The sequence below is a fragment of the Saccharopolyspora sp. NPDC002686 genome (assembly GCF_040295745.1).
Classification (GTDB): domain Bacteria; phylum Actinomycetota; class Actinomycetes; order Mycobacteriales; family Pseudonocardiaceae; genus Saccharopolyspora; species Saccharopolyspora oryzae.
Genome location: NZ_JBEOVY010000144.1, coordinates 1 through 18,089, shown reverse-complemented (window position 1 = coordinate 18,089; position 18,089 = coordinate 1). Strand labels below are relative to the sequence as shown.

Here is an 18,089-nt window from a genome sequence, read left to right as displayed (position 1 = left end):
GGAACTCCGCAGAGGCAAGGGCCCTCATTCCCCCGGACGAGGGTCCTGCCGCGGACAGGACCTTGGTCCCGTCGACGCTGCGCATCACCGGTCACGATCGCGATGCCCGCGCTGGTGCCCAGCAGCGATGCCCCCGCGTCGAGCAGCGCCACGGCCTGCTCAGCGGTCTTGATCCCACCAGACGCCTTGACCTGCACCCCCGGCCGGACGCGTTCGGCCAGGTAGGCGATGCTGTCCGGGTTGGCGATCTCGACCGCGCCGCTGCTGGCGTTCTTCAGGTACGCCGCGCCGGCGTCCATCGCCAGCTGCACCGCGCGCTCCCGCTCGGCCGGGGTGAACTTCGGCAGCTCCAGCATGACCTTGACCGGGATCCCGGCGGCCTCCACCACGGCGGCGATGTCGTCGCGGAACTCCTGCTCCATGCCGCTGCGCAGCCACCCCACCTGCACGCCCATGTCGAGCTGGTCGGCGCCGGCCTCGGCGATCGCCCGCGCCTCGGCGGCCTTGCCCGCGGTGGTCATCGAGCCGACGGTGGGGAAGTCCAGCGCGCTGGCGACCTTCACGCCGCTGCCGCGCAGCCGCTCGGCGACCAGCGGAACCCAGGAGGCGGGGACCATCGCGGCGTTGAAGCCGTACTGCACCGACTCCTCGCAGTGCCGGACCAGGTCTTCGCGGGTCAGGCCGATCTCGATGGCGGTGTGCTGGATGAACGGGGCGAGCGAGGCCGGTTCGGCGGCCGAGTATGCGGACACGTCGATCACCTTTCTTCGAGGTCTTCGGGGTGGGGGAGGCCGGGGACCACTTCGTGGTGGGCCACGGCGAAAGCTCCGGCAGCGGCCGCGTACCGGGCCGCGCGGCGCAGGTCCCAGCCGCGGCACCAGGCCACGGCGAACGCGGCGTTGAACGCGTCGCCGGCGCCGGTGGTGTCCACGACCTGCGTGGCCGGAACCGGTGCGATGTGCGCGCGTTCGACGCCGTCCTCGACGTGCGCGCCGTCGGTGCCGCAGGTCAGCACGATCTTCGCGGTGAACCGCTGGCGCAGCGCGTCCAGCAGGACGTCGGGGTCGGTGGTGTCCAGCCCGGTCAGCACCTGAGCTTCGGTCAGGTTCGGGGTGAGGACGTCGACCAGCGCCGCGACGTCCTGCGGCAGGTCGCGGGCGGGAGCCGGGTTGAACAGGGTCGGCGTGCCGCGCTCGGCAGCGGTGCGCAGCGCGGCGGCGACGGTGTCGGCGGGGATCTCGTTGCAGACCATCAGCAGGTCCGCGGCCGCGATGACCTCGGCGAATCCGGCGACGTGCGCCGGGGTCAGCAGGTCGAGCGCGCCGGGCGCGACGATGATCCGGTTCTCCCCGTCCTGCTCGACCAGGATCACGCCGGTCATGGTCGGAGCGTCCACAGTGGCCACTGCGCCGGCGTCCACGCCTTCGCGTCGCCAGAGCTCGCGGCCCTGCGCGCCGAGCACGTCGTCGCCGACCGCGGTCAGCAGCGAGACCTCGGCGCCGAGCCGGGCCGCGCCGATGGCCTGGTTGGAGCCCTTGCCGCCAGGTCCGAGTGAGAAAGCGGCGTCGCCCAGCGTCTCGCCGCGGTCCGGGATCCGGTCGGCCCGCATCGTCATGCCCGTGCCGTAGCTGCCCACGACAGCGATCCGCATGGCACCTCCCTGAATGTACAACAGTGTACATATATGTCATATGCGACGGTTCAAACAACCGCGCAGGAGTCCCCGATTGACGTGCTATCTGGGTAGACCTACAGTACGTGCGGTTCCGTCGAGTGAACAAATCAATGAACATAGGCCTTCGCGCAGGAGACGTCATGCCCGAATCCACCCCGCTGGTGATCGACACCGACACGGCGCAGGACGATTGCATCGCCCTGCTCGCGGGCCTGCTCGACCCGCTCGCCGACCTGCGCGCCGTGACGATGGTGGCGGGCAACGTCGACTTCGACCACCAGGTCCGCAACGCCCACCTGACCTGCAACGTCGCCGGCCGGCTGGGCGAGGTGCCGATCCACCTGGGCTGCCGCCGCCCGATGGTGCGCCCGTGGGAGAGCGCGGAGAACGTGCACGGCGACGGCGCGGGCGGCCTGACGATGGACCTGACCGGCTGCGCCCCGGAAGCCGAGCACGCGGTGGACGCGCTGATCCGGCTGGCCGCGGACAACCCCGGCGAGCTGTCGATCGTCGCGATCGGCCCGCTGACCAACATCGCGACCGCGGTGGTCAAGGACCCGGACTTCGTCCGCAACGTCAAGACCCTCTACGTGATGGGCGGTTCCAACAACGCCCGCGGCAACATCACCGCGGCGGCGGAGTTCAACTTCTACGTGGACCCCGAGGCGGCCAAGACGGTGTTCGCGGCGGGCTTCGAGATCGTCGTGGTCCCGTGGGCCCCGCTGACCCTCGACCAGGCGGTGTTCGACCAGCCGAAGCTGGACGAGATCGCGGCCCTGGGCACCCCGCTGGGCGACTTCTTCACCAAGGTCTGCGCGGCGACCCTGGAATTCGACCGCAGCGTCGGCATCGACGGCACCACCCACCCCGACTCGCTGACCGCCGCGGTCCTGCTGCACCCGGAGCTGGTCACCCGCAGCGCCCGCTACCACGTGGACGTCGAAACGGCAGGTGAGCTGACCCGCGGCTATGCGGCGATGTCCTGGGGCGTGCACGGCCTGGAGCCGAACGCGACGGTGATCGAGGAGATCGACGCCCCGGCGTTCTACGCCTACATCAAGAACCTCCTGGCCACCCAGACCACCGTGTCCCGGGAGATGGCGTGACCACGACTGCTTCCCGGCGCACCGACGTGCGCCCGCCCCTGGTGCTGACGGCCCTGCTGGTGGCGGTGGCCAGCTTCCAGATGAACGCGACGATGCTGTCGCCGGCCATCGACGACATGGCCAAGTCGCTGAACACGGACGTGGGCACCATCGGCCTGAGCGCCACGGTGTTCCTGTTCGTGGCGGGCTTGGCGGGTGTGGTCCTGCCCCGCTACAGCGACATCATCGGCCGCCGCCGGGTCCTGTTCGGCTCGATCGCGGTGATGGCGACCGGCAGCCTGATCGCAACCCTGGCCCCGAACGTCGAGGTCCTGATGGCCGGCCGAGCCCTCCAAGGAGCCTGCGGCGCAACGATCTCCCTCGGCATCCTGACCCTCCGCGACATCCTCGAGACCAAGCAGTTCGGCCGCTACCTGGGAATCCTGACGGCGGTGAACAGCGGGGTGGCCGGCGTGGACACCCTCCTCGGCGGAGTCATCACGGACACGATCGGCTTCCGCGGCATCTTCGGCCTCACCTTCGTCCTGGAGGTGATCGCGGTGGCGATGATCGCGACCTGGGTCCCGGACTCGACCCCCACGGGCACCCGCATGGACTGGCGCGGAGCAGCGGTGATCTGCCTGGCCCTGTTGGGCATCAACGCCTGGCTGACCCTCGGCCCGACGATGGGCTGGTTCGCGACCTGGCCGCTGGTGTGCCTGGTGGTGGGTGTGGCTCTGCTCCCGCTGTTCTGGCTGGTGGAGCGAAACCAGGCGGACCCATTGCTCCCACTCCGAGCCCTGCGGAGCAGAGGAGTCTGGGGCCTCCTCCTGACGACGTTCTGCACGATGGCGTCGATCTTCGCGGTCCTGACCTTCGTCTACCCAACCCTGGCCCAAAACGCCACGGCAGGCTTCGCCTACGACGGAACAATGACGGCCCTGATGTTCCTGATGCCGTACGCGTTGGCGGGCTGGATCCTGGCGCCCCTGGCCGGCACCCTGGCACCGAAGATCGGCTACCGAAACATGCTCCGCATCGGCCTAGTGGGCAACCTAGCGCTGATCGCGTTGACGATCTTCGCGGTGAACTCCCCCTGGCTCCTGTTCCTCCTGGTAGCCCTGATGGGAGTGTCGTACGCGGCCTGCGCAGCAACGGCGTTGAACGGCATGGGAGTCATCTACGCTCCCACGGAGTCCCCAGGAATCCTCCCAGGCCTAAACGCAACAATGTTCAACCTCGGAGCCTCAGTAGGAATCGGAGTCCTGTCCGGCCTGGTATCCAAAGGCACCCCCGACGGAGCCACCGACCCAGCAGGCTTCACAACAGCATTGATCGCAGCCACCATCATCTCCGCAGCAGCCCTCCTCGCCTCCTTCGTCCTCCCCGGCAAGGCCGGTTCGGCAGAGAAGGTCTGAGCGATTGATCGAAAAATCGACGCCAGTCCAACCGCCGGGATGACGTGGCCCTGGCATGCGGCACGGTAGACGTCGCCGGGCTGGAGCAATTCCACCCGTTTGGGGTGTTCGCTCTTTAGGGTGAGCCCATGGGGCTTCGCGATTTGACCAGGGACGCCGTCATCGCCGCGATGGCGGAACACGATGAGCTGGGGCAGCGGAAATTCTGCCGGAAGTACGACGCCAAGCCTTCGAAGGAACTGGCGATCGTCGAAGGTCGGAATCTCTACGACGTCGCCCCGATCGTCGCGGGTGCGCACCAAATCGCCACTGGATCCCCGGTCGACCTGAAGCAGCTCACGACGGGGGAGGCGAGGATCACCGAGCTGATGAGCTCCTTCGGTCTGACGGCCGTCCAACCGACGGTGGCCAGGGCGTTGGTCGAGGCCGTCAACTTCGGGGAGGTCACCGGGGTCGAAGAAGGCCGAGTTTTCGCGGGTCGGCGGGAGTTGTACGACGCTGACGTTCACCGGGCGCTGCAAGACGGGATCGTGGGCACCAAGGACCGAGGCGCGGAGTCCATCGTCCTTTCCGGAGGTTACGAGGATGACGAGGACCACGGCACGGTCATCATCTACACCGGCCGCGGCGGGCAAGACAACAAAGGGCGGCAAATCGACCACCAGACCTTCGAAGACACGAAGAACGCTGCCCTGCGCACCAGCATGTTCACCGGTGAACCAGTACGGGTGATCCGCGGGAGCAAGGCAGAGGGCTACCGGTACGACGGGCTGTTCAACGTAGTGGAGGCGTGGCTCGGAGAGGGAGTTCGCGGGTACCGAATTTGCCGCTACCGCTTGGAGAAGTGCGGCAGCGGCTCATCGGCGGCGGACCTCGAGACGCCGGTGGTGGGACAACAACTGCCAAAGGGAAATGAAAACCCTGGGCGGCGCGTCATCAAGCAGCAGCGGATCGTTCGATCGACCCGAGTTGCGGAAGGCGTCAAGAGGATCCACGACTACCGGTGCCAGGTCTGCGCTGTGCGATTGGAGATCGGGTCCTACGCCTATGCAGAAGGCGCGCACATCAAGCCGCTGGGAACTCCGCACAACGGACCGGACGTCCCGGAGAACATCCTGTGCCTCTGCGCGAACTGCCACGTCCTCTTCGACAAGGGCGCGATCCTGATCGCGGATGACCTGACAGTTTCCCGCAGCGGGGAAGATGTCCAACTGCGCGTCGACGACAGCCACCGGATCGATGGCGAGTACCTCGCATACCACCGGTCGATACACGCCTGATCGACTGCCGGTTTCCCGCCACCACTGGCCGGCGCGGTGACGTTGAGGTAGAGGCAGTCCTCGGAGAAGGTGTCGCGTGGCAGCTGGGCGGAGCTCTGCACGCAGGCCGGTGACGGGTTCGTCGCGTCCCGCTCGCCGCTCCAGGGGGCGGCTGGTCGCGGGTCCTGCCAGCGGAGCTCGCCGACCGGTGCGGCGGCGTACGGGATCCCTTGGAACTTGCGGACGTCGTCGGCTTCGGACCCTTGCAGCGCGCCGCCTTCGGTCCGCACCACAGTGCCGTCGGATTCGGCGCCGGGTGCTTCGGCGCAGGCGCTGACCGTCAGCAGACCGGCCAGCGCCAGCGGTTGGAACCACTTCCCGACTCGCATCGGAGCTCCCCTCTCGTTCGAGATCAGGAAAGCTACGACCGGGCGGGGAGCGGGCACATCGAACTTCGGTCGATGCGCGGTAGCCGACGTGCGGAGGTGCCGGATACCGATGTCTAGGCGGGGTTCCGGCCGGTGAGGGCGAGGAGCCGGTCCAGCGCGGGCGCCGACTCCGGGACCGCCACTGCCGCGCCGAACACGCCCAGCTGGCGGCCCTGGTCCGCCGTCTCGGCTGCGACTCCGCGGGCGTAGTCGAGGAGGGCTTCGTCGAGCGCCAGGTCTTGGCCGGTCGCCTTCGCCAGGTCCCAGGTGTGCACGGCGAACTCGAGCACGACCATCCCGCCGACCAGCGAAGCCGGGAGTTCGGTCGGACCGCCCATGTGCGTCGTCCCGGTCCACGCGCCGGGTGTGCTCCAGGCCCGCGCTGTGCGGTCCAGCTGCTGGGCGACGGCCTGCTGCCAGTCGCCTTCGGTGAGGTCCACGTCCGCTTCGGCGGCAGCGGGCGGCGGGACGGCTTCCTTGCGGGCACCGGCTTCCAGGGATGGACCCCAGAACAGCAGGTGGTTCAGCAGGTCGCGCACGGTGTACTCGGTGCACGGCGTGGGCGCGGTGAGCTGGCCGGGCTCGATGCCTGCGACGACCCCGGCCAGGGCCGATGCTGCGCTGCTCAGGTGTTGTGCTTCGGACATGGCTCGCAGCCAACCACCGCTGGACGGCGGTGTCTTGAAGGAACGCGACATACACTCCGTCCGTGGCCAGGGACGTGCGGGAACTCGGTGGCGCGTGGCGGGATTTCCAGCGGCACTCCTTCCCCGAGCCGTCGCCGGACCTGGCCCGGTACGTGGCGCGCTACTGGGTCGTGTCCTGGGACTACCCCGAGCCGTACCGGCAGCTGATCGTGCCTTACCCGAACGTGCACCTGACGTTCCAGGACGGCCGCGCGACGATCACCGGCGTCTCCAGCGGGCACCAGGTCAGGGTGTTGTCGGGGCGCAGCAGCGTGCTCGGCGTGGCGTTCCGGCCCGGCTGCTTCCGCCCGTTCCTGCGCGCACCGGTTTCGACGATCACCGACCGCACGATCGACGCCCGCGAGGTCTTCGGCCCGGCATTGACGGCACCTGACGTCCCAGCCGTCGAGCAGCTCCTGCGAGCCCACGCACCCGAACCGGATCCGAGAGCGGAACAGGCGGCGGACATCGTCGCGATGATCGCCGCGAAACCCGAGATCACCAGGGTCGATGCGCTGGCGCGGGAGTTCGGCACGAGCATCCGGCAGCTGCAGCGCTTGTTCGCGGAGCACGTGGGCATCGGCCCGAAGTGGGTGATCCGCCGCTACCGCCTGCACGAGGTCACCGAGCGGATGGCGAGAGGTGCGGAGCTGGACTGGGCGTCGGTGGCGGCCGAACTCGGCTACGCCGACCAAGCCCACCTCACCAGGGACTTCAAATCCCTCTTCGGCGAACCCCCGACCCACCACGCCCAGCGCTACTGACGCATCTCCGCTGCCAGCTGGTCGAAGGGCATCCCGTCGGCCAGTCGATCGAGAGTGCCCGTCATGTGCGGACATTCGCGCGCTGGGTGCTCCGCCGGGCACTTGAGCGCATGGGCGAGGAAGTCCTTGGCGCCCTGAGCCCGCTCGATCAGCTCCTCCAGCTCGGTGATCTGCTCGCCGACGACGGCGCGCCACTCGCTGCTCGACTCGTCCAGCACCGCTGCGGCCGTGTCGAGCCGGATCCCCAGCTTCAGCGCGATCTGGAGGAACGCCAGCCGGCGCATCTCCGGCCTGCCGTAGACCCGAGTTCCCCGCACCCGCCCCGCCGGCCGCACGAGACCGCGCTCCTCGTAGTAGCGCAGCGTCGACGTCCGCACGCCGAGGCGCTCAGCGGCTTCGCCGATCGGGATCAGGTCCATGCCCCCATTTGACTTCAACCCGACTTGAAGCGGAAGGCTGGACGCATGGGAACCGTGAAGCCCTGGTCCAGGAGCGAGCCGACCCGGTCGCCGTTCGCGTTGCCGAGCGGTCTGGGCGGGTGGTTCGCCGGTCGCATCATGTTGTGGTTGAACGAGCAGCAGGACGTGGTGGACCTGCTCGACGTCCGGCCCGGCGAGGTGGTGCTGGAGGTCGGCTACGGACCCGGCGGGCTGATCCGCAGGCTCCGGCGGACGTCGGCGAAGCGGATCTGCGGTGTCGATCCCTCGCAGCAGATGTGCGACCTCGTCCGGCGCCGGGCAGATGAGCGGATCGAGGTGCGAACGGGAACAGCCGAGCGGACGGGTTTCCGCGACGCGGAGTTCGACTGCGCGGTCTCGGTGAACAACGTGGCCATCTGGCCGAACCTGGAACGGGGCCTGGACGAACTCCGCCGCGTGACCCGACCGGGCGGCCGACTCCTGATCGCCTGGCACGGCGGAACGCACCCGAACCGCATCGCCCGCAGCCAAGCCCTCCGGGAAGACCAGCTCACCCGGATCGAACAGGAACTCGGCAAGCGATTCACTACCACCGCCCGCCACGAACTGACCAGCCTCACCGCCTGGCTGGCTCGCTGAGACGCTCGTGAGCACTTTCTGGTGCTATAGCCCCACAAACCACTCACGGGTGTCAGGTCAAGGTTGCGGAGGCGATGGCTGCGGCGATCGCGAGGAGGAGCGCGCTGATGATGAGCAGGCTCGCCGTGCGCAGCAGCTTGAACTTCTTCGCTCCGACCTGCGCGACGACGAGCAGGCGCTCGCGATGCCAACGCTGCGGATCGTCCGCGATGCGCGTGAAGTGGCGCAGCAGTTCGGCGTCGGTCATCGATTCGTAGGTGGTGAAACCGCTCCGCCGCAGCCGAGGCCGCACGCTCGACAGCAGGAGCAGCAAGGCGAGCGCGAGCAGCGTCAACGCGGCCCAGAACAGCAGAACTGCCGCGAGCGGTGCGGCGGCACGGGGCAGCACTGCGATCCCGACGGCGAGGATGGGGCTGAACACCGCGAGCAGGGTGCTGGTCTTGGTCTCGGTACGAGCCAGCGCCGCGTCGCCACGGCTCAGCTCGTCCTGGAGGAGTCTTTCCACCGTTTCCGAATCGACCGTCGCATCGACCTCGGGTTCGCTCATACCGGAATCATGGCGCACCGAAGCCCGTTCTCGACGGGCTTTCGCACCGGCCGCTGCGTCACCCGGGCAGGATTCCGACGGCGGCGTAGCTGTTGGTCCGGGCTGCCGCGTCGGGGGCGACGGGGGTGTCCGGGCGCCATTCGGGGAGCAGGACCAGGCCCGGGTCGACGAGTTCGTAGCCGGTGAGCAGCTCGGCGATCTGCTCCGGGGTGCGCAGGGTGCCGGGGGTGGAGGTGCGGTTGTAGACCGCGTGGCCGCCGGAGAGCTGGTCGTCGGTGAAGGTCACCGGGGACAGGTGGGACAGCGCCAGGTAGCTGCCCGGTGCGCAGGCCGCGCGGTAGCGGCTCACGATGTCCGCCGGGCGGTCGTCGTCGCTCACGAAGTGCAGGATCGCGATGGCCAGCAGGCCGACCGGCTTGGTGAAGTCCAGCAGTTCGGCGACGCCCGGAGCGCTCAGCACGGCTTCGGGGTCGCGGATGTCGGCCTGGGTGACGGTGACCTGCGGAGTGCTGCCGAGCAGTGCTCGGGCGTGCGCGACCGCGACCGGTTCGCGATCCACGTAGGCCACTTTCGCGGCGGGGTTCGCGGCGTGGGCGATCTCGTGCACGTTGCCGACGGTCGGGATGCCCGACCCGAGGTCGAGGAACTGGTCGATGCCCTGCTCGACCATGAACCGCACCGCGCGCCCGAGGAACCCGCGGTTGGCGGCGGCCCACTCCCGGCCGGTGGGCACGATCGCGAGGAACTTCTCGGCGGCCTCCCGATCGGCCGCGAAGTTCGCGTCGCCACCGAGGTAGTAGTCGTACATCCGCGCCGCGTTGGGCGATTCGATGTCCACCGCGCCGTGGATGTCCGCCATCGCCGCCAACCGGGGATCGCCCTTGTCACCAGTCACAGCGGAATGATTGCCGAGCCCCCGAAGGCGAAGCAACCCCCGCAGCGCTGGGGTGAGGGAGCCAGTGCTCGGTCAGCGGGTTGGTTGTTCGCAGGCCTGTTTCAGGGATGCGGCCTCCGTCTCGACGAACCGCCGGATGCGGCCGGACACCAGGGGCGTCAGCAGCCGGGCGAGACCGCCGGTGAAGTCGATCCGCAGCTGCACCGCGCTGCCCCCGTCGGTGGCCCGGATCCAGTGCGAGGCGACCATCCGCCCGCCAGCGAAGCGAGTGGCCCAGCAGAACGACGAGCCCGGCTCGACTTCGACCACGTCCCACACGGCGGCGGCAACCCCCGGCTGCTTGACCCGGAACCGGTGCCCGACCCGAAGCTCCCCGTCCAACGCCTCGACCGAGCTGACGGTCGGTGTCCACCCGGGCCAGCCGGGCACATCGGCCAGCACGGTCCACACCTCGGTCGGCGGCGCGGAGATCGTCACGGTGGTCTCATGTCGCATGTCCACCCTCCTCGCGCACACCGTACTGCCGATCACCGCGCACGATCCGGAAAACGACAGGATGCGGGGGCCCAGTCCAGGACCGGGCCCCCGCATCGGGCTCGTGGAGGTCCCGCTACAGCCCGCAGGAACCGCGGTCGAGGCGGAAGAACCTGGCGTTGACCCAGCGGCACAGCCAGATCCCGACCATGACGCCCGCGATCGTGACCAGCGCGGGCAGGTATCCGCTGGCGACCTGGATGATCGGGATCGCCGGGCAGCCACCCGAGATCGCCCAGCCGGTGCCGAACAGCACCGCCCCGGGGATCACGCCACCGTGGATGCGCCCCGGCGTGCGGCGGACACCCACCACGGCGAAGACCACCACGATGATCGCCACGGCCCCGGCGAAGGCGTACAGCATGCGCGGGTCCTGGAAGGTGAACATGCGGTTCAGCTCGGCGTAGTCGCCGAATCCGATGTTGGTGACGACGTAACCGAGGGCCAACCCGGTGATGATGTTGGCGACGAGCACTGCGCCCCTAGTGCGCATCAGATCACCTTCCACAGCAGGAACGACACGGCAACGGCGGTGCCGAAGAAGACAGCGGTCGCGACGAGGCTGACCGGGCGCAGCCGGCCGCAGCCGCTGAGCCCGTGCCCGGAGCTGCAGCCTCCGGCCAGACGAGTGCCGAAGCCGACGAGGATGCCTCCGACGAACAGCACGCCGACCATGACGTACGGATCGTTGGTGACGAGCTGGCGGAAACCTGCGCCCATGTCGTAGCGGACCTGGAACCGGCCCGCGTTGACGGCCGCGACGTATCCGCCGATGAAGATCGACAGGAGCAGGGCGGCCTGGGTGACCAGCGGTGCCGAGCGCACGCGCGTGGTCGTGCCCGTCTCGTCCGCCGTCGGCTCGACGGCCGCGGCGTGCGGCTGCGTGTCGCCGAGCATCGCATCCGGCCGAGCGGGTGCTCCGGGGCTGGTTCCGAACTCCGCGGCGGTCGCCGCGGCGAAAGCCTCCTCGAGCGCGCGGTCGTCGGCGAACTGCGCTTCCTGCCGTTCGATGCGGCGTTCTGCGCGCCAGTGCAGGACGCGATCCCACGCCGAGGACACCCCGAAGGACCGATCCGTGATCAGCGTGTAGTTGATGGTGACCAGGGCGAGCCCGATCGCGCCGGCCCACCAGGGCCAATAGGTGCTCATGAGGGGCCTCTCATCCATTCGGCAATGCGGGTCCACCAGCGGCGTTTCGAGCCCTGCGGTCGCCTCGGGGGTGTTCCCCGGTCCCGGGCTGGTGGAGTGTTCGGGGTTGGTGGGGTTCTCGGGACTTGCGGGGCCGGCGCGGGTTCGCGCGGCTGAGCCGGCGTGTCGCGAGGCCTGGCCGGTTCCGGTTTCGGGGCGGGTTCGAACCACGCCGCAGTTCCGTTCGCCCCTGAGATGAGAGGCGACGGCGGTGTCGGTTCGGCAGCCGCGGACCGTTCGGCGGCCTTCCGGATGTGCCCGACGTCGGCGCCGTTCGGCAGCAGGGAGATCGGCACGAGCTGGCCTCTGGACGCCAACTTGTGCCGCGCGCATTCGCGCCAGCGCTCATCGCTGTCGCAGTAGGACTCGCGCCAGCCGCGCAAGCTTGCTTTCAACAGCGGGAAGAGGGGGCATGTCCGGGCGTGGGAGCAGCCCATATCGCTCCGATCTGACCGGCGCACACCGCCAGGACGGGGAGGCGGCGCGGCGCGGTCTTGTCGTCTTTGTTCGTTGCAGTACCCGATCAGTGACCGCATAGCGTCGCGTTGTGCGAACACACCGTGACGCCATCCTCCCTCCGCGCGTTAATCCCGCAGGTGGGCCAGTTCGTTACTCCCGTAACGCCGCCCGAAAAAAGGTGAATTTTAATCAGAAAAATATCGTGACCAGCGGAGTTCTCGGGACCCTGCGGAAAGCAATCAAAATGCCGACCGATTTTAGTTATCCAACCTTGATGAGAGCGTTCTCGAATCGATGTCGAGAAATGGGGTTTTGGTCCTATTTCGCAGCGCTTGGTTGTGCCGCTGGTCTCCGCCTCGGTGGGCATATTTGCTGGTCAGATGGTGTTCCGCTGGCGAAGTGGTCGGTTGCTGGCATGGCGGGGGCAATGCGCGATGCCGGGCTTGAACGGTCATCCGTAACGCCTCATCCGGCAGTCCGATAGACCTGGTGGATCTCACGCGTGATGTTGCAGAAAGTAACGCCGCAGGTTCCTCAGTGTGGCCACGCGGGTGGTCGTTTTCATCGAAGCAAGGGAGTTTCAATGGCCAGCCACGATGACACGGCCTTGGCCTACCTCTACGAACGGTTTTCCTTCGCGAGAAATATGATGACCAGCCCGGAGTGCAGTCGTGAAAGTCGTCGAGACTGGGCGATGCGCGCAGAAGAGCTGCGGCAGTGCCTTCGACGGCTGGAATCATGGCGTTCCGAGAAAGTCGGCACTCGTTACGAGAACGACGACGTAACCGCCTCCGAGATCTTGCCGCCCCGGGAATCCGCGAATGCGTAGAACCCCGGGAACCTTCGAGGCACGACGACCCGGGACGTGTGCATGAACCAGGGGGATCGCCAGCAGCTCGGCCGCCGAGGCGTTGGCGAACATGCAGCCGGAGGCCCGGCGCAAAGGCGGGGGGCGATCTAGAACTGGATCAGCCCCCGCTTCGTTTACCAGCGGTTTTGCGCCCCCGGCAGGATTCGAACCTGCGACACCCGCTTTAGGAGAGCGGTGCTCTATCCCCTGAGCTACGAGGGCCTGACTGGAGCGTACCTGGGGCGGGTTCGGGGCCGACACGTGGTGGGGTTGTCGATCGCACCTGCGGGCCGGGGGCCGTCGCGTATCGTCAGGTGATCGTTACCGTTCGACGCCTCTGGGGTGGGGTATGGGCAACGTGAACCACGGGTCGGTCGACAACCTGGTGCAGGCCGGCACGATCCACGGGGACGTGCACATGCACGCCAAAGGACCAGCCGAGCATCGTGATCAATGGCTTGCCGCGCCGGTCCACTTCGTCGATCGGGAAGATCCGGTGGCCGTTCTGGACAGCTTGCTCGACCAGCCGCGGCGCGGTCGGGCCGGGTGCGCGGTGATCAGCGGGATCCACGGCGTCGGGAAGAGCGCGTTGAGCGCGCACTGGTCGCACCGCAAGATCGACGTGTTCACCGACGGGCAGGTGGCGTTCGACTTCGAGCTCGGGCGGTGGGGGCTGGACGACGCCGTCGACCACTGCCTGCGTTCGCTCGGCGTAGAGGGGGACCGGATCCCGCGCGCCACGAGCGGCAAGTTGGCGCTGCTGCGGAGCCGGACCCGGCAGCAGAAGGTGCTGTTCTTCTTCGACAACGTGGCCGAGCTGGACGACGTCGTGAAGCTGCTGCCCGCGTCGGAGGAGAGCTTCGTGCTGTGCACGAGCCACCAGGACGGGGCTGAACTCGTCGCGGACGGCGTTGAGCCGATTCGGCTGGAGCCGCTCGAGCGGGAGCACGCGATCGATTACCTGCGGCGGAACAACTTGCGGGAGCGCGTCGACGCCGAGCCCGACGCGGCTCGGGAACTGGTGGAGCAGTGCGGTGGATTGCCCATCGCGCTGCACGTGATGGTCGGCCTGCTGAACCGGCGGACCTCCTGGCGCATTGCGCGCGCGGTCCAGGAGCTGTCCGAGCAGAGCCGACGGCGCAAGCACTTCCGCGAGGCGTTCTCCGAGCTGGATCTCCTGGTCTCGCAGCTCTCGCGCGCCGAAGCCGGGCTGTACGCGCTGCTGGGGCGTTGGCGCGGGTTCGCACTGCCGGTGGGGGCGGTGGCGGCGTTAGCCGGTCTCAACGAGATCGACGCCGAAACCCATCTCGCCGAGCTGCACAGGATTTGTCTGGTGGAAGAGAACGATCAGGAGCAGTTCCTGCTCCACGCCCTGGTGGGCCAGCACGCCGCGGAGACCCTCGAAGTGGACGGTGGCCAGTCCGACGACGCCGTCGAGCGCCTCTTCGCCTGGTACCGGAGGCAGGGCGGCTACGCGGATCGGGCGGTGACGCCGCCCAACCGGCTCCGCGTCGTCGAGGAGGATCTGGACGGGGAGAACCCGTTCACCGCGGAAACCGGGCTGGAGTGGCTGCGGAGCGAGCGCATCAACCTGCTCGGCATCGTCCGGTTGGCGGCCGAGAGCGCGCGCCACGTCGACGTGATCGCGCTCTGCGACGGACCGCTGTGGGCGCTGCACAACCAGGACAAGCACTACTCGGACACGCTCGCGGCCTTGGGGCTGGCGGTCACGTCGGCGACGGAGCTGGGCGATCTGGTCGCCGAAGCGCGGATGCGGAGCCTGCGCGGCCAGCTGCTGGTGGAGTGCGAAGAGCTGGACGAGGCGGATGCGGAGTGCGCGCAAGCTGTTTCGGCAGCTGAACGTGCTGGACATCGGCGCATCTTGGCTTCTGCGCTGGAGTTCCAGGGCAAGGTTCTGCACGCCCGTGAGGAATTCGCCGCAGCCGTAGCGAACTTCGAGCGCGCACGTGAGCTCAACGAGCAGCTGGGACGGCAGCGCGGCATGGCGCTGCAGGAGTACCTGATCGGCAAGTCTCTCTGCGGGCTCGAGCGCTACGACGAAGCTCTGCAGGTGCTGGCGACGGCTTTGGACCGGACCGCCGAATTCCCCGAGGACAAGCGAACTCCCGCCCGGATCCGCGTCGCGGCCGCCCGCGCGCACCAGGCCCTCGGCCAGCACGAACAGGCGATTTCCCGGCTGCAAGAGGCGATTTCGGCGATCCGGGAGCGCGGAGCGTCCTTCGACCTCGCCGAGCCGCTGGAGCTGCTGGCCGACTCGCTCAACGCGACCGGACGCCCCGGAGCGCGGGAACTCCTCGCCGAAGCACTGGCGATCTACACGGATGCGCAGAGCCCTCGGGCTGAGAGGGTTCGGGCGAAGCTCAGCGCGGGGTGAACAGGTCGACGGGTTCCGGTCGGGCCGGCCAGGCCGGTTCGGGGAGTTCCAGGCGGCGGTAGATCAGTTCGCGCAGGTGCTGGACGGGTTCTTCCCGGAAGGACATCTCGGCCAGCTGCTGGTGGTCCGGGACCGGGGTGGCCGCGGTGAGCTGGGGGAGCAGGTCCGCGGTCGGGTCGAGGCGCTTCGCGCGCTGACCGAGCAGCTCCACCGGGGAGCCCGGTACCACCTCGCGGTCGCCGAATGCCGCCAGCAGCAGCGGTTTTCCGAGGCACGCCGCGTACAGCGCGAGGGATCCGTGGTCGGTCACCACCACGTCCGCGGCGATGAGCGCGGCCTGCCACTTGCGGATCCGGGGCACCAGGACCAGGTCGTTGCGGAGCGCGGTGCGGAGCCAGGTCTCGAGCTGGAGCTGCTCGTACTTGGTCCAGACATTGGGGTGCAGCACGAGCGCCGTCCGGTGATCCGGCGGCAGTTCCGCGGTCAGCAGTTTCGCCAGGTCCCCGCATTCGCCGAACGCGGACTGCGGCCCCCACGTCGAGGCGACGACCACGAGCTCGCGGTCGCCGACCCCGAGGGCGCTGCGGTACTGCTCCCGCATCGGGAGGCTGGCGCGCAGGCGCGCGTAGCAGGGGTCGCCGATGACTTCGGCGCGCGGCACCGCTTCCGGGCACTGCCGCCGGAGCTGGGGGAGTTGGTTCTCGTGCGACAGCCCGATGACCGCCGGGACCACGCGGCCCTCGTGCACGAGCTGCGTTCGGGAGAGGCCCGAAACCTCTTCTGCGACACCGGTTTCGGTGGCGCGGAGCTTGTTGTGGCCGGCGCCGTGCGGGAGCGTCAGGACCGGCACTTCGAGTTCGTGCAGCGGGCCGTTGCCGCTGGGGGAGATGGCGAGGTCGAAGTCCTTGCCGACGTCCTCCCAGGCCACGACCTGGGCGCCGGAGCGGTGCAGCTGCTCGGTCAGGTTGGTCGCGAACTCAGATCCCGCCGCGACAGTGAACCGCGTTTCCACCCGCATGTCGTCGGCCAGCAGCGGCAGCACGTCGAGCAGGCGGTCCAGGGCGGTCAGGGTGCGGACGACGCCGAGCACCCGCCGTTCGATCGGGGCGGAGTCCCACCGGCCGGCCCGGCTCCCGGCTCCCGGCTCCCGGCTCCCGGCTCCCGGCTCCCGGCTCCCGGCTCCCGGCTCCCGGCTCCCGGCTCCCGGCTCCCGGCGTTGATCTTACCTGGTGGGGAGGGGTGCGTCGACGTCCGGAAGTGTTCTCGCGCGGTGCGCATGACGGTCGATCCTAGTACTGCGGCGGGTGCTGCTGATCGCGTGAGCGGCGATGGTCGCAAGAGCCACCGACGCCGCTCACGAGGCAGTGCTCGAGGGGTCGGACGCCGGGCGCGTGTCGATCTCCACGCGGTTGCGGCCCGCTCGTTTCGCCCGGTACAGAGCGATGTCCGCGGCCGCGAACAGGCTGTCCAGGCTCGCCGGGCCCGCCGCGACGCCGATGCTCACCGTCGGCGCCTTGGTGATCCGGCCGAGCACCAGCCTCCAGTCGTGGTTGTGCACCGCTGCGCGGATGCGCTCGGCGACCACCGGCCCGGCTTCGCGGGATTCCTCGCTGGAGCCGATCACCAGCACCACGAACTCGTCCCCGGCCCAGCGGCAGATCAGGTCGTCGGCGCGGCATTCCCGGCGCAGCAGGTGTGCAACCTCTTGCAGCACGACGTCGCCTGCGGTGTGCCCGGCGAGGTCGTTGACGTCCTTGAACCAGTCGACGTCCAGCAGCACCAGCCACGGCACCCGCCCGTCCGCGGCGGTGGCGTCCAGCAGCGCGGGCGCGCGCCGCTCCAGTCCCAGGCGGTTGGCGAGGCCGGTCAGCGGGTCGCGCAGCGCGGCCTCCTGCGCTGCTGCGGCCATGCGCTGCGCCTGCACCGCGACGCGGCGCTGCTCGAGGGCTTGCCCGAGGCCTGCCTGCAGGACGCGGATCGCCGTGTTGCTCGCCGAGACCGTTCGCTGCAGCGCGGCGGCTTCGCCGACCGGGTCGCCGAGCTCTTCGCAGATCGACGCGAGATCCAGGGAGAACTGCCTGATCAGGTTGGTGTACCGGATCTGCTCCGCCCTCTCGAGCGCCCGGCTGGCCAGCGTGCGCGCCTCTTCCAGCCGGTTCTGCTCGCGGCGCACCGTGGAGAGCGTCCAATTGGCCAGCGATCCGCTGAACCAGTCGTCGGCGGCAGCGCCGAGCTCGAGCGCTTCCTGAGCGATCCGTTCCGCGGCCTCCAGCTCGCCGACCCCGGCCAGCGCCCGTCCGAGAACGGCCGATGCCGAGCGCTTCACCAGCCCCGGTCGCGCGATCGACCGCGCCTCGCTGCAGAGATCGCGGGCCCGTGCGAAGTGCACTGCGGCGCGCTCCGGCGTGCAGTTCACGGCGCGGAACACCCGCGAGTGCCCCTCGCGGTTCAGGCAGTGGGCCAACGCCGCGCTGTCTTCGCTGCCCCGGGCGATCTGCACGGCCAGGGTCATCATGTCCATCGCGTTGCCGCGCTGGTCGATGGTCTCCAGCAGGTAGCCGAGGATGCTGAGGGTGTGCGCGGTGCCCGGACCTGACGGGTGGTTCGTGTCGAGCGCGGTCCAGCCCTCGGCGAGCAGCTCCAGCGCGAGCGGGATGCGCCCCAGCCGCCACGCCAGGTGCGCGCGCGAGACCAGCACGGCCGCCCGGTCCCACTGCTCGTCGACCCGGTTGGCGCCGACCGCGATCAGCTCGTCGAAGGCCGCGTCGGCTTCGGCGAAGCGGCCAGCGTCCAGCAAGGACCGCGCCAGGCGGACCTGGGCCGGGAAGTAGCCGACCAACAGATCGGA

General features: G+C 69.1%; 17 protein-coding genes, 1 tRNA gene and 1 pseudogene. 6 read left to right on the top strand and 13 right to left on the bottom strand.

Features of this window, described 5'->3' with window-relative positions:
• The coding region (gene deoC / locus ABTZ89_RS19905; protein WP_351046699.1) for a deoxyribose-phosphate aldolase at positions 1-752 on the bottom strand (752 nt) is incomplete at its 3' end.
• A gap of 5 nt (positions 753-757) precedes the next feature.
• Positions 758-1,651: a ribokinase gene (locus ABTZ89_RS19900; RefSeq protein WP_351046696.1), complete on the bottom strand. Its 894-nt coding sequence runs from the start codon at positions 1,649-1,651 to the stop codon at positions 758-760.
• A 164-nt stretch (positions 1,652-1,815) separates the two neighbouring features.
• Here ABTZ89_RS19900 and ABTZ89_RS19895 point away from each other — a divergent pair, with 164 nt between their 5' ends.
• The 3 genes from ABTZ89_RS19895 to ABTZ89_RS19885 all read left to right on the top strand — a co-directional run bounded on the left by ABTZ89_RS19895 (position 1,816) and on the right by ABTZ89_RS19885 (position 5,458).
• The gene (locus ABTZ89_RS19895; protein WP_351046693.1) at positions 1,816-2,781 is read left to right on the top strand and encodes a nucleoside hydrolase; all 966 of its coding nucleotides are present in this window, start codon (positions 1,816-1,818) and stop codon (positions 2,779-2,781) included.
• Complete coding sequence (locus tag ABTZ89_RS19890) at positions 2,778-4,178, top strand: MFS transporter (protein WP_351046690.1); 1,401 nt, start codon at positions 2,778-2,780, stop codon at positions 4,176-4,178. The genes ABTZ89_RS19895 and ABTZ89_RS19890 overlap by 4 nt, the downstream gene beginning before the upstream one ends.
• A gap of 128 nt (positions 4,179-4,306) precedes the next feature.
• Positions 4,307-5,458 carry a YDG/SRA domain-containing protein gene (locus tag ABTZ89_RS19885; protein ID WP_351046687.1) on the top strand — a complete coding sequence of 384 codons (1,152 nt, stop codon included), beginning with the start codon at positions 4,307-4,309 and terminating at the stop codon, positions 5,456-5,458.
• A 35-nt stretch (positions 5,459-5,493) separates the two neighbouring features.
• Here the strand turns inward: ABTZ89_RS19885 and ABTZ89_RS19880 are convergent.
• Positions 5,494-5,826: pseudogene (locus ABTZ89_RS19880) on the bottom strand (carboxylesterase family protein); the annotation flags it as partial.
• Positions 5,827-5,939: 113 nt separating this feature from the next.
• Positions 5,940-6,512: a TIGR03086 family metal-binding protein gene (locus tag ABTZ89_RS19875; protein WP_351046685.1), complete on the bottom strand. Its 573-nt coding sequence runs from the start codon at positions 6,510-6,512 to the stop codon at positions 5,940-5,942.
• A 62-nt stretch (positions 6,513-6,574) separates the two neighbouring features.
• Here ABTZ89_RS19875 and ABTZ89_RS19870 point away from each other — a divergent pair, with 62 nt between their 5' ends.
• Entirely contained in the window at positions 6,575-7,315 is a 741-nt protein-coding gene (locus ABTZ89_RS19870) for a DUF6597 domain-containing transcriptional factor (protein WP_270948566.1), read from the top strand.
• Here the strand turns inward: ABTZ89_RS19870 and ABTZ89_RS19865 are convergent.
• The gene (locus tag ABTZ89_RS19865) at positions 7,309-7,734 is read right to left on the bottom strand and encodes a MerR family transcriptional regulator (protein WP_270948567.1); all 426 of its coding nucleotides are present in this window, start codon (positions 7,732-7,734) and stop codon (positions 7,309-7,311) included. The genes ABTZ89_RS19870 and ABTZ89_RS19865 overlap by 7 nt on opposite strands.
• A 45-nt stretch (positions 7,735-7,779) precedes the next feature.
• Between ABTZ89_RS19865 and ABTZ89_RS19860 the strand changes: the two genes are divergently transcribed.
• The gene (locus ABTZ89_RS19860) at positions 7,780-8,373 is read left to right on the top strand and encodes a class I SAM-dependent methyltransferase (protein WP_351046682.1); all 594 of its coding nucleotides are present in this window, start codon (positions 7,780-7,782) and stop codon (positions 8,371-8,373) included.
• 52 nt (positions 8,374-8,425) lie between these two features.
• Here ABTZ89_RS19860 and ABTZ89_RS19855 read toward each other — a convergent pair whose 3' ends face one another.
• The 6 genes from ABTZ89_RS19855 to ABTZ89_RS19830 all read right to left on the bottom strand — a co-directional run bounded on the left by ABTZ89_RS19855 (position 8,426) and on the right by ABTZ89_RS19830 (position 13,068).
• Entirely contained in the window at positions 8,426-8,920 is a 495-nt protein-coding gene (locus ABTZ89_RS19855; RefSeq protein WP_270948569.1) for a Pycsar system effector family protein, read from the bottom strand.
• A gap of 58 nt (positions 8,921-8,978) precedes the next feature.
• Positions 8,979-9,815 carry an SAM-dependent methyltransferase gene (locus ABTZ89_RS19850; RefSeq protein ID WP_270948570.1) on the bottom strand — a complete coding sequence of 279 codons (837 nt, stop codon included), beginning with the start codon at positions 9,813-9,815 and terminating at the stop codon, positions 8,979-8,981.
• A 72-nt stretch (positions 9,816-9,887) separates the two neighbouring features.
• Positions 9,888-10,310 (bottom strand): SRPBCC family protein, encoded by a 423-nt coding sequence (locus tag ABTZ89_RS19845; protein WP_351046678.1) that lies wholly within the window; start codon positions 10,308-10,310, stop codon positions 9,888-9,890.
• A 115-nt stretch (positions 10,311-10,425) separates the two neighbouring features.
• Entirely contained in the window at positions 10,426-10,842 is a 417-nt protein-coding gene (locus ABTZ89_RS19840; RefSeq protein WP_270948572.1) for a YeeE/YedE thiosulfate transporter family protein, read from the bottom strand.
• Complete coding sequence (locus ABTZ89_RS19835; RefSeq protein WP_270948573.1) at positions 10,842-11,498, bottom strand: YeeE/YedE thiosulfate transporter family protein; 657 nt, start codon at positions 11,496-11,498, stop codon at positions 10,842-10,844. Before ABTZ89_RS19835 ends, ABTZ89_RS19840 begins: the two co-directional genes overlap by 1 nt.
• A 1,497-nt stretch (positions 11,499-12,995) precedes the next feature.
• Positions 12,996-13,068, bottom strand: a tRNA-Arg gene (locus ABTZ89_RS19830).
• 127 nt (positions 13,069-13,195) lie between these two features.
• On the opposite strand from ABTZ89_RS19830, the gene ABTZ89_RS19825 reads away from it, so the two are divergent.
• Positions 13,196-15,241: a tetratricopeptide repeat protein gene (locus tag ABTZ89_RS19825; protein ID WP_351046673.1), complete on the top strand. Its 2,046-nt coding sequence runs from the start codon at positions 13,196-13,198 to the stop codon at positions 15,239-15,241.
• Here ABTZ89_RS19825 and ABTZ89_RS19820 read toward each other — a convergent pair.
• On the bottom strand, positions 15,228-16,331 hold the full coding sequence (locus ABTZ89_RS19820; RefSeq protein ID WP_351046671.1) for a CDP-glycerol glycerophosphotransferase family protein: 1,104 nt from the start codon (positions 16,329-16,331) through the stop codon (positions 15,228-15,230). The two genes, ABTZ89_RS19825 and ABTZ89_RS19820, sit on opposite strands and share 14 nt — an antisense overlap.
• 264 nt (positions 16,332-16,595) lie before the next feature.
• Positions 16,596-18,083 carry a GGDEF domain-containing protein gene (locus ABTZ89_RS19815; protein WP_351046702.1) on the bottom strand — a complete coding sequence of 496 codons (1,488 nt, stop codon included), beginning with the start codon at positions 18,081-18,083 and terminating at the stop codon, positions 16,596-16,598.
• Positions 18,084-18,089: the final 6 nt, after the last annotated feature.